Genomic DNA, 12054 nt, shown 5'->3' on the forward strand with positions numbered 1-12054 from the left:
TTTGGGAAAGTCAACCTGCGCTTTCCCACATTCTCGGTCTCATTGACATCTCTCTAACAACTGTTTAGAATTTCTGGTAAGAGAGTCAGAAACTTTGTTTCCTGACAAAAACACGATAACCTAAGGTGATGAGTATGAGCGACCAAGATATCCCTTCCAATACGAACACACGAATATTGAAAACCTACAAAGAAGCTCGCTTGCAAAATAATGAAAATCTCCGCAAGTTGGTTGTTGATGCGGCGGCTACGCTCTTGCAAGAAGAGGGCCCGGAAGCCGTTACGGTACGTAGAGTAGCCCAGGAAATGGATTGCTCTACAAAAATTATTTATAGCTTGTTTGTCAATAAAGAGGGTTTGGCACAGCAGTTGTATTTGGAAGGTTGTAAGCATCTCGCTAACAAGTTCGAGGGAACGCCGCAGACGAATGATCCCGTACAGCACTTACTGAATTTAGGCGAAGCCTTTTGGCAATTCGGGCAGCATTACTCCGGCTATTATAAGTTGATGTTCGGAGGAGCCTTTGCCGATTTCAAACCGGATGAAGAAAGCATGCATGGCACCTTAACAGCCATGAGGCAATTTATGATGGCGATTAGCAAAGCGCAAGAGCAAGGACTGATTCCAGTCCATTATGATGCCGAATCTGTTGTGCGTATATGCTGGGCCTCGCTCCACGGCGCTATTCATCTGTACATGGGTGGGCACTTGGGAGATGTACAATCAGCCTATGCGGTATATAAGCAAACGTTATCTTTGATTGTCAGCTCAATGCTGCCGGATCATAGCACCTAAAATGACAAAAGACTGAAATCACTAAAAAACGGAGCCGCGTATACTACGCGATCTCCGTTTTTTAGTTTTCCTATACCAAGCTTACTTAGTTACTTTTACAATCATCGTATCACTGGAAGTGGCTCCGGCATAGTTGACGAGCTCACCGCGATATTGATAGGTGCCAATTGCTTTATTCGTTACGGTCGTTACCTCCGCTTGGGCATAAGGTGTATTATTCGTAAGCGCTTGTGTATAGATAAGAACACCGTTCTCATATAAATGATATACCCCGCCATTGGTTCCCCACCACATGTTCATGCTGACTTTAAAATTTCCATCAGCATCCCAGTTATCGTTGGATAGAACTGGTTTGTTCGGCGCTGCTTTCGTGACTGTTACAACGTGCGTACTGCTCGTCGTTGTGCCGAACGCATTGGTAAGTTCCGCAAAGTAACGATAGGTACCATTCTTATTGGCATAAACTGCGGTTACTACCGTTTGTGCGTTTGGTGAATTGTCAGTAAGGATTTTCGTATCGATTAAAACATCATTCTCGTAAAGCTTATAAATTCTACCATTTCCTCCGTACCACATGTTCATCGTAACATTGTAATTACCGTCTTGTAGACCTGTATCGTACCCATTGTCATCTGCAAGGATCGGCATACCCGGTATGGCTCTACTCTTCGATACGATATTGTTCACAATCGCCATTACTGTGCCATGATTTCCTGCTGCATCGACAATTTCAAAGGAAGAACTGCTATTAAAGTAGAACGTATAGCTGCTTGAACCCCCGTTGTTCGTGATCGTTACCGGTTCACTCGGTGTCATTGTTGCGACAACTTCTTGTGTTGTGGGCGTTACTTGGCTGTATGCAAAAGTTGCGGTCGGTGCAGTCTTATCAATCTTAAAACTAATCGTTTTCGCAACCTCTTCATTGCCTGCATGGTTTGTCGAGCGATAGCTCAAAGTATAATTGCCATCTTGTTCAAAGGTAACCAGCGCTGAATACAACTGCCATGTTATTCCTCCATCGAGACTGTATTCTGTTTTCGCTACCTCTGACAAATTGTCGACCGCGGAGAGACTTACTGTAACTGGACTCACATACCAGCCATTTTGTCCATCCGGCTGGCCAGGTGAGACGGCCGCACTCGTAAGGGGTGGCGCTTTATCTGCTGTTACCGTTATCGCTATACTGCCTACAAAGGGGCCGTATGATGCTTGAATGACCGCATTGCCTTCCCCAATCGCCTTCACAGTGCCGTAAGTATCCACGGTTACGCTTGATGGATCAGATGAATGCCAAACAGCTTTGCCAGATACATCTATAAACCCGTTTGCCGTCAGTCCATGGGCACTCAGAGTCTGTGTTTCACCCTCCGCCATATTCGTTTGAGCTGCTTCAACAACTAGCCCATTCAACATCCATACTTCCCCATATTTCGCCGGATTTTTATCACCACCAATCCCGCTGCTCCACTCAAGCCATCCAAGCCGACCGCTGCCGTTATTGTCGTTGACCAGCACTGACAGTCGAAGTGGACTCTTCGGATCATGTACATAAGGATACAATTCAGAAGAATTCACATGGATATAATAAGTCGTTTCATTAGGGACTGTTTGATCTATCTTGAGGGATGCATACTGTGCTACGCTGTTGCCCGGTGTCCAATTGGTTGGTAAATTGCCACCAACATAAGGAACCGATTGTTTATATAGCACTGGGCCCTGCGGTGTCAGTGCTGCTTGGAATTCCACCTGATCTCCCGTAAATCCCTGTCCGAATGTGTCAATCGCGAACTGTACACTGTCACCTTTCCAGTAGCTTCCTAGTGGATTATCCTGAACAAATGTCCCATCCTTCACACGAACGATCAGGTCTAGCCCGCTTTCTGAATACCCCGCCGCAAACGAAGCGTCAAAATCCGCTGGTTTCGTCGACTGGGCAGCTGCTTTATACGCCCAATTATCGGTAGTCCAGACAGCATGGTCAGCGACTTCCAACGTGGCAGGATTGAACAGTTCGCCGCTAGTTCCCTTCGACTCAGGGACATCGATTTGAGTCGTATTACGGTCAAAATCCGAGATCAAAAACGGCTCTGAGATCGGAAGCAGCGCTAATGCTGCGCTATCCGCATTACTTATCCAATAAACCTTGCCAGGATGTACGCTAAGCAGGTTATTGGCACTTTGCACTTTCCCCTCCCAGTCAGTAACAAGAGTCTCATCCGTGAAAGCAGCCGCTAGACGCGAATCGATCGGAGCTTCTGAAGATGCGTCAGACCACAACCCTATAAGCCGGGCTCCGTCATTGTCCAGTACAACTGCTTTTTGCCCTCCCTCGAGAACATACTCCCCTTTATAAATGAGCGACTGGCCAGCAAGATCGAGAAAATGGTGGGCTACTGACGCTGCGAGTCTCGGCTCCACTCGCGGCTTAGAGCGGAATAAGCCCGATGCGTGCGTTACGGTTCCTGTGCTCTTGGCATAAGATAAAGTTTCCATCTCAGATAAATTCAACATATGAAATAAGGCAATTTTTTGCGTTCCCCATTTGAGCTGCGACAGGAAGTCAACGATCATCCGCTTAGCGATCTCAGATTCCGTAGGCACTGTGCCTGTTACTGAATTCGAATTGACCAGAATCGCATGACTCTCCGAATCGGCCCACTGCTTGGATGCGATTCCAAAAGCCTGATCAATACGTTGGAATTCGCGTGGATCTGGCAGGTACCCATGCAACGAGAGCTTATCAAAATAGGACGCTCCGCCCAAGCTGAGCAGCTCTTTATAAAATGACAAATAGTTGCGTCCTGCCAGTCCACCAATCCATACATCTGAATCCGGCTGCTCCTCCTTAATCGTCTGATACGCAGTTTTCAACAGCTCAACGAAACGCTCCGTTGAATCTAGCCAAAAAACGCTCAACCCCGGCAAGTTTGGCTCATTCCATACCTCCCACGTCTTAATCCGAGTATCGTACCGAGTAACGACGGCACGAACAAAATCTTCCCAGTCCTTCATATCCACAGGAGCATAAGCAGAATAGGCTGGCACACTAATATTCGCCTGCGTTTGCTCCGGATGCGGTGATGCCCACTGCGGCGTGTATAACAGATTTCCAATCATATCAAAGCCGTAACTTGACAGCTTGTTGATTTGGTCATCGAATCTCGACCACTCATAAACACCGCGTGACGGTTCAATCGCCCAGCTCGTATCGCGGAACTGTGATCCCCATGGCACTGCGTGAATTCGCGCAAAGCGAAATCCTACTAAATCAGCCAGTTTCATAGCATTCTCGCCTTCTGAAAGCTGATAGCTAAAGCCCATCGTCGGCCATCTTTGCGAGACTGGTTTTGTTGGCCCCTGACTCACTACCAAGGAATACCGCTCACGAGTAAACGTAGTCAGATCCGTCTGTGAATACGTATATTTGACGGACAAATCAGTTAAATCCGTACTACCGTTCTGTTGATATGTAAAAGCAACTTCGTAATATCCCGGCTCCGAAGGCGTCCAGCTCCAACCTGTATCGAGAAATGTCTGTCTAGATACAGGAACTTGTGCTACCAACTCATTGTCAGAGTTGTAAACGCTGCCAATAATGGTATTAATGGAACTCGCTACAGCTCCGGCGTTCAATTGATATACGACGGGGTCCCCAAGATTCCACCAGCTAGCAAATTTATTGCTTTTCAACGTAAAAACAACCGGCCCCAGCGATTGGTTGGACGCTTCCGCTTTCACATCATCGTAGTATAGTTTTCCGCTTGCTGGTGTCGCAGCATTTATGCTGGTAGTCGTCAAATTCAGCACAAGCGTGTTGGTCCCGGCCGGAAATTGGCTTCGATCAACGGTAAACGATACTTCTGTCCAATCCGCAATGGACAAACCGTCCGTCTTATCCGTCGTGTAGGAGCCTAAGAAAGTCCCATTGTTCTGGAACGAAACCCAAAACCGTGGTTTATTCCCCGAATAATCTGGCGATGCCTTCAGCTTGGCTGTTATTCGAAACGATGTCATATTCGATGGGAGCGTTATGGGACTGGAAACCCACCCCGCATATCCACTGCTGACACTGCCTATAAACACCGAGCGCAGACCGCTGCTTTTTTCATTCTCTGTATAATTCGCTGCCGAAACGGGCGGATTGTTTGCTGACCCGTTCCACCACCACGTTTTCCAATCTTTTGGACCGCTAACGCCATTCGTCACGGTCAATGTCTCGAAGCTCGGATTCGAAACGGGCAAGTGCTGTATAACAGGGATCGGTTCTTCCGACGCTTCCACCATCACATCATCGTAGTAAATTTTACCGCTTACTGGTGTCGCCGAATTGATGCTGGTTGTCGATAGATTCAATACAAGCGTGTTGGTCCCTGCCGGAAATTGACTTCGATCAACGGTAAAGGAAACTTCCGTCCAATCTCCAAGTGACACCCCCTCCGTCTGATCCGTCGTGTATGAGCCCAGAAAGGTTCCGTTGTTCTGGAACGAAACCCAAAAGCGTGGTTTGTTTCCAGAATAATCTTGGGATGTCTTCAGTTTGGCAGAAATTCGAAACGACATCATCTCCGAAGGAAGCGTTATGGGATTCGATACCCACCCGGCATATCCCGTGCTGACACTGTCTATAAATACGGAGCGCTGGCCGCCGTTTTTTTCATTCTCCGTATAACTCGCTGCCGAAATCGACGGATTGTTTACGGGCCCGCTCCACCACCACGTTTTCCAGTCTTTCGGACTGCTGATACCGTTCGTTACGGTCAGCGTTTCAAATCCTGGGTTCGAGACTGGCAACTGTTGTATAACCGCCGCATGTGCGGCACGTGCTCCAATGACCATAAAAAATAATAGCCCCATGACACAAACAAATTTCTTAAACTTCCTCATAATCCCCCTCCTCGTATTCATGCATGGACAAAGAAATGCTGAGGACCGCAGATTCATATAACGGCCCCCATCCTTTGTTAAATACGCGTTGCTTACTTCTTCATTTGCGCTTGTTTGGCAACAGTCTCCCATAAATCTTTCATCATGAAACTACTGTCCTTATTGGTTTTATACCACTCGATCATGAAGTCATCCATTTGTTTGCCGCCCGCTTTATCCCATGAAGTCTGAACGTCCTTGTAGGCTTGTTCAACCGAGTATTTATCCCCGCTCAAGACTGATTTCAACCACGTATCGGTAATTTGCTTTTTGACAGTGTTAAATGACGTTTGCATATCTTTGGGGAAAGACGGTATTAGCTCTTGCAAGGTGATGAAACGATATTTTTTAGTCGAATCGAGATATAAGGACTCGGCTTTGTTGAACATATCCAGTCCTGCTTTTTGTTCTGGAATGTCAGGATTGAATTGATTTTGGAAGAATGAACACTTCCCTAGCAGCAAACGGGAATATGATTGCGCATAGTCGCCCGCCCAGCTAACTTCCGATTTGGTTTTATTCGGATCGATGGTTTGCGGACATCCGTTTGCGTCCTTCTTATAATGCGTGCCTTCTAATCCGAAAAGCACGGTGGTTCCTGTTGAGACCCGATTCATAAAGTCGAGATATTTGATCGCTGCAACCGGATCTTTTGTTTTTGCATTGATCGCAGTTGTCATTTGCACTGGACTTTGTACATCTGGAATAAATTCGCCTACTGGACTTTTTGGCAGTGCGATAGGGATCACATCGGCCTCAGGGACAGCTTTTTTCAAGGTTTGTATATCGGTTACTGTCGCATCGAACCAGCTTCCTACAAAAGTCGGGAAAATGCCCAGCTTGCCATTCAAAAAGTCTTGTTTCGCCTTTGCCCCATTTTTGTCATTCACGAAGTCTTTATCGATTAGCCCTTCATCAAACAAACGTTTTTTGAACTCCGTCGCCAACTTCGCATTTTCGAATGCTCGGCTCGGCTGATCGTTCACAAGACCGTAAAGCTCAACAGGGTTTCCGAACATCATATCGATCGCAAACTCCGAACGAAAACTCAATGCCATTCCGTAAGTGTCCTTCTTTCCGTTGCCGTCAGGGTCTTGCTCCGCAAACGCTTTGGCTACTTTATACAGATCCTCGGTCGTTTTCGGTACGTCCAGATTTAATTTTTTCAACCAATCTGCACGGACAAAGACCGCATAACTTGGAAATGACTCCAGCACCCGTCCAACTTTGTACATCTTCCCGTCGGGACTGGTCGCGACTTTCTTCAATGCGGGATAATCCTGAAGAATCTTCTTGTATTCCACACTGTTCTTGTCGATCAGGTCGTTTAACGGCATAAGCTGCTTCTGATCAATAAGCGGGTTCAGTATATTCGGGTCAAACTCGTTAATAACGTCAGGCGCCGATCCCGATGCAAACAGTACATTGAATTTTTGTGCCGCATCGTTACGCGGAATTGGCACATATTTGACATTCGCAGGGCCGTTCTCGTTAATAAATTTTGTCCAACGATTATCTTCTAATGTGCCTTCTGCAGCAGGAATATTTCCACGATCATAAACCGATACGGATATATCCCCTTTCTTAGCAGGCGCTGTTGGTGCTGTTGATGCAGTTGGCGTTGTTGAATTAGCAGAGGAACTCGGCTGTTCGGTAGATTTCGTACTGCATGCCGTTAGAACCATTGAAGTGGATAATGCCATCGTTAGTGATGTCGCAAACCATTTTCTCATGTTTGATAAACCCCTTTTGAATGAAATTTCTTATTCGTTATTAGTTGATTTAAGCTTACCTCATCGGATCTTTGGGTACCAGATTCTTCTTAGTAGCACCACCTCCTTATCGCTTTCATGCTTCCTTAGCCTTTCACGGAACCAAGCATAACGCCTTTAACAAAGTATTTTTGCAAAAATGGATACACCACCAGCATCGGAGTAATCATGACGATCACGCCTGCAGCTTTAATTCCTTCTTCCACCACATGAACCTGATCGTCAGGCTGCACCATCATGGTTTGCTGCAGCACGCTCTGGCTTTGAATCATTTGCTGTACGAGAACGGTTAAATTGTGCTTATCGGTATCATTGATGTAAATCAGCATGCTCATAAAAATATTCCAGTACGCAACACCATAAAAAAGCGTTAATGTCGCGAGTACAGGCATCGAAATGGGCAATACAACTTGAAGTAGAAGACGTACTTCGCTGCAGCCATCCATTCGCGCCGCATCGTCAATTTCAGATGGGATGTTCTCGAAGTACGTGCGTAACAGCAACATGTTATAGGTACTTACTAAACCCGGTAACCATAGAGCCCAATAGGTGTTAACCAGTCCCAAACTTTGGATGACCAGGAAAGTAGGGATAATGCCTCCCGTGAAGATCATCGTAAAGATCATCGAAAGCGTAAAGAAGCGTCGTGCATAAAAGTTAGGACGTGATAAGGGATATGCGGCCATAATCGTAGTGAGCATACATAACGCAACACCTACGAGCGTGATCACAGCACTGTTGCTGAAAGATCGAATGAGCGGTGTCCCCTTGATCAAGACATTAAACGTTTCCCAGGTGAAGCCGATAGGCCACAGATTTACTTTCCCAGTTTCGATGGCGGACGAACTACTAATGGACAGCGCAATCAAATGAAGAAGCGGAAACAGGCTAGAGCAGGCAATTAAGGCTAATACGATATAGTTTGTAAAGTAGAAAATTTTATCTCCATTGGATGCACGCATCTTGATTCCTCCTTTCTAAAATAGACCCTTCTGAAAACGACGTGCAATCCAATTGACAGAGAGCAGTAGAATTAGAGCAACAACTGATTCAAACATGCCCATTGCTGTAGTTAAGCTGAATTGCGCTCCTTGCAGTCCAACGCGATAAATATACGTGCTGATGACATCCGAAACGTCATTCACCGCAGCATTTTGCAAGACGTAAATGGGGTCGAATCCCACTTCCATCACGCGTCCCATAGAAAGAATAAAGAGCAAAATAATGGTCGGTGCAATGCCAGGAATCGTAATATGAATAATTTGTTTCCATTTATTAGCCCCATCCATACTTGCTGATTCGTAAAGCGATGGGTCGATTGTCGTCATTGCCGCCATATAGATGATGGCATTAAAACCCATATCCTTCCATATACCTGCACCAACAAAGATGGTGATCCATGATTTGATATTGTATAAGAAGGGAAACGGCTCAAGCTTAAACAGACTCATCCAATGACTTAGCCAGCTTCCTTCGATTCCAAAAATACTAAAGACGATCCCACCGACAATAATCCATGAATAAAAGTAAGGTAAATATACAAGCGTTTGAACGATCTTCTTGAACCACATTTTTCTCACTTCGTTCAGAAGAATAGCTAATAGGATCGGAAACGGAAACCCTACGAATATATTTAGACTGCTAAGTAGAAGTGTATTTCGAATAATTTTTAACGAATTTGGGTTACTGAACAGCTTTTGGAAATTTTCAAATCCAACCCAAGGACTGTGGAACACCCCATCATAAAAGTTATAATCTTTAAAAGCGATGATCAGTCCAGCCATTGGCGCGTATTTGAAAATTAAGTAAAATATAATGACGGGTATGAACATCAGGAGTAGTGGCATATTCTCCCTTAATCGCTTCATGTCGATTCGCCTTCGGTCTATTGCTTTCATATCGTTCCCTCTTTCTGTGTAGTAGCCTGCGATCCAACTGTACAACTGAAAAGTAAGGTGACACAATCGTTCATTTTCCCTCGATCAACAAAATTCACAAATAAAAAAAGAACCGTCATCCCTGGCTTTTTTACCAGTGAATCCGATCCTATGGACATCCAAATCCTAGTAATCAACAAAAATACACCAATCAACAAAGTTCATCTTTATGATTTCACTTGAGCAGTCTTCCGAAAGTCTCCTGGTGTTTGACCAACCAGCTTTTTAAATGATCGAATGAACGTGTTCGGATGCAGATATCCGATTCTGATCGTAATCTCTTGTATGGAGTGATCGGTTTGAACCAACAGTTCTTTCGCATGTTCCGTACGAATTCGAGTCAAATAATCAATAAAATTCTCACCAATTTCTTCTTTAAACGTACGACTAATACTTTTCATATGCACATGAAACACATCGCTTAAATGAAGCAATGATAAATCCGGATTGTGGTAATGTTCCTCCATATACGATTTAATTTTGCGAATAAGCATATGATTGCTGCTCATCTCACGCAACGTCGCCATGGCTTCTGTTGTTTCTGTAAGAATACTTTTCAATAATTGCTGGAGCTCGTCCACAGTGTCCCAGTCATCTACCGCTTTTTGCAGTTTATCCTTTATGCCGTTTGACCATATTTTTTGCACGTCCGCTGGCAGGTCCATGAACTCTTTATCCAGAAAAAATATCATGTAGCTCATTAAGTTATCCAATTCTTTACGCGCATATAGACCGGCTCGGACGCCATCGAAAAGTTGTACGAAACTAACCTGCCAATCTCCTTCCCCCGTTCGTAATGAAAAGGCAATCGCGCGGATATATTCGAGCAGATCGAGTGACTGTTGCTTACCTTCAGGCTTAATCTGCCAATAACAGATCACACGATCCTCACCTAGCGAAGGTTTGTACTGCAGTGCTTCCAAGGCTTCAACGTAGGCATAATGCACAAGTTCTATGCGATCAACTCCTGAACCTATGCCCATTGTAATATTAAAATCAAGGTAGGTTTTCACCCATTGCATCATGTCATTTGCTATCTCAGTCGCAATCTCCTCGGGCTTACTTTCCATCGAAACATTCTTTACCAAGTACAGCAAAGTCAATTGATCCTTGGACGTCCACTCGGTCCATATGGTTACATTTCGGCCAATTGCGATTTCCTTTACTACATTGGACAGAACGAATTTAAGCAAATTTTGATCATGTTCTGAATACTGACTAGCAAATTTACTGTATTTATTAATTTCGAGCACACTCACACATAACGAGTCAAAATCGCAAGGCATTCCGAGACTCTTCATCTCCTGCTGCCACTCTTCATCCTTCAAGGGATGATTCCCATCCATCCATTCGAAAAAGAAGTGTTTTCGCTTAAAAATCAAATCTTCCTCGTGCTGCTTCTGATAGGCATTTGACTGCTCCATCAAATTCACCAAGGCAGTATCGATGAACTTAAATTCATCTTGATTGCCTTTACGGAATAGTTCAGCGCTTTTTTGCTGAGAGAATAATTGGATACGCTGGATGATTGTTTCTACAGGCTTATAGTTTCGTCGGGTAACCACAACAATCCAGATCACACCAATGCTAAAGAAAATCGCACAAACTAATATCCAATATTTGGACATAGCAGAGACAAGACGAAACAAATTACCATTCGCCACACTGCTGGAAATGGCCCATTCGGAATACTCGGAGCGCATCTCCGTCATGAGGGAATCGCTCCCATGACTATCTCCATAAATAGGCGCACCCTTGCGATCATAAAGGCTAAGATGATTGGAATTTTCCGTCTTCAGTGTTTGAACGAAACGGGCAATTGCTTGAAGCTGTACATTAACAATGATTAGACCATCATTACCGGAATTCAATGGGACATATCGCACTAAGGATACAAAATTGGTGGACTCGCCTTGCTCTGTGTAACCTTTCCGCACATCTGTCCACTGATGATTTAGTCCGGATTGCTTCAAAGAATCTACAATCAATTGATTATCGTTAAATGCAGCTAGCTTAGAAACGGAGTATGGCGTCTGCACCATATCGTCCGACAGCCTGTATAAATAGATCGAGTCGATGAGCGGCATCGTTGCCATCAGACTTTTCACTTTGACAGACGACAAATAGCCCGAATAATAGCGGTCGTTGCGTAAAGCAGGATTAAAAAAAGCAGACAGCATATCATCATCGCTTGCGATCACATTCGTGATCGTGTTATCGATCAATTTCATCTGATTGTCAATGGATTGAAGCACTTGCCTGGTGAAAATTTCATTCGATTCGACTGCGGTTTTTCGTGACAATTCACTGAATGCCATCAACAGGACAAACATGAGAAGTGGCACAATAAAAAGGAAAATGGTTACATAGGAAAACAGGAGACGACGAAACCATGTCTTGTTCAGCGAGATATTCTTTATCATCGTTTATTCTCCTTTTTACAAATATTTTTTAGGGTCAGTGTCCAAGAATGTTCTTCTTCAGAGCTCCAAATCTTATCTCTCCCCCTAAAGTTGAATTCTTATATTTGTAGTTTAACAGAACAACTAAAATTCTCGTACGATCCAACTTTACTACTAAAAAGTGAGGTAAAACAATCGTTCATTTTCGCTCGATCAACAATATTCT

The 12054-nt window shown here is 44.5% G+C and carries 6 protein-coding genes; 1 reads left to right on the plus strand and 5 read right to left on the minus strand.

Going from position 1 to position 12054, the window contains the following annotated elements:
* The first annotated feature begins 134 nt into the window (after positions 1-134).
* Positions 135-794, plus strand: coding sequence for a TetR/AcrR family transcriptional regulator (locus GC096_RS16430; protein ID WP_171631640.1), 660 nt, complete (start codon positions 135-137; stop codon positions 792-794).
* 81 nt (positions 795-875) lie between these two features.
* On the opposite strand, the gene GC096_RS16435 is transcribed toward GC096_RS16430, so the two are convergent.
* The 5 genes from GC096_RS16435 to GC096_RS16455 form a co-directional block, all read right to left on the minus strand.
* Complete coding sequence (locus GC096_RS16435) at positions 876-5678, minus strand: OmpL47-type beta-barrel domain-containing protein (protein ID WP_171631642.1); 4803 nt, start codon at positions 5676-5678, stop codon at positions 876-878.
* A gap of 92 nt (positions 5679-5770) precedes the next feature.
* Positions 5771-7450, minus strand: coding sequence for an extracellular solute-binding protein (locus GC096_RS16440; protein ID WP_246302787.1), 1680 nt, complete (start codon positions 7448-7450; stop codon positions 5771-5773).
* A gap of 125 nt (positions 7451-7575) precedes the next feature.
* Complete coding sequence (locus GC096_RS16445) at positions 7576-8451, minus strand: carbohydrate ABC transporter permease (RefSeq protein ID WP_171631643.1); 876 nt, start codon at positions 8449-8451, stop codon at positions 7576-7578.
* Between the two features lie 15 nt (positions 8452-8466).
* Entirely contained in the window at positions 8467-9387 is a 921-nt protein-coding gene (locus tag GC096_RS16450; protein WP_246302788.1) for an ABC transporter permease, read from the minus strand.
* 206 nt (positions 9388-9593) lie between these two features.
* The gene (locus tag GC096_RS16455) at positions 9594-11849 is read right to left on the minus strand and encodes a helix-turn-helix domain-containing protein (RefSeq protein ID WP_171631645.1); all 2256 of its coding nucleotides are present in this window, start codon (positions 11847-11849) and stop codon (positions 9594-9596) included.
* Positions 11850-12054: the final 205 nt, after the last annotated feature.

The organism is Paenibacillus plantarum, from assembly GCF_013141695.1.
GTDB classification, from domain to species: domain Bacteria; phylum Bacillota; class Bacilli; order Paenibacillales; family NBRC-103111; genus Paenibacillus_E; species Paenibacillus_E plantarum.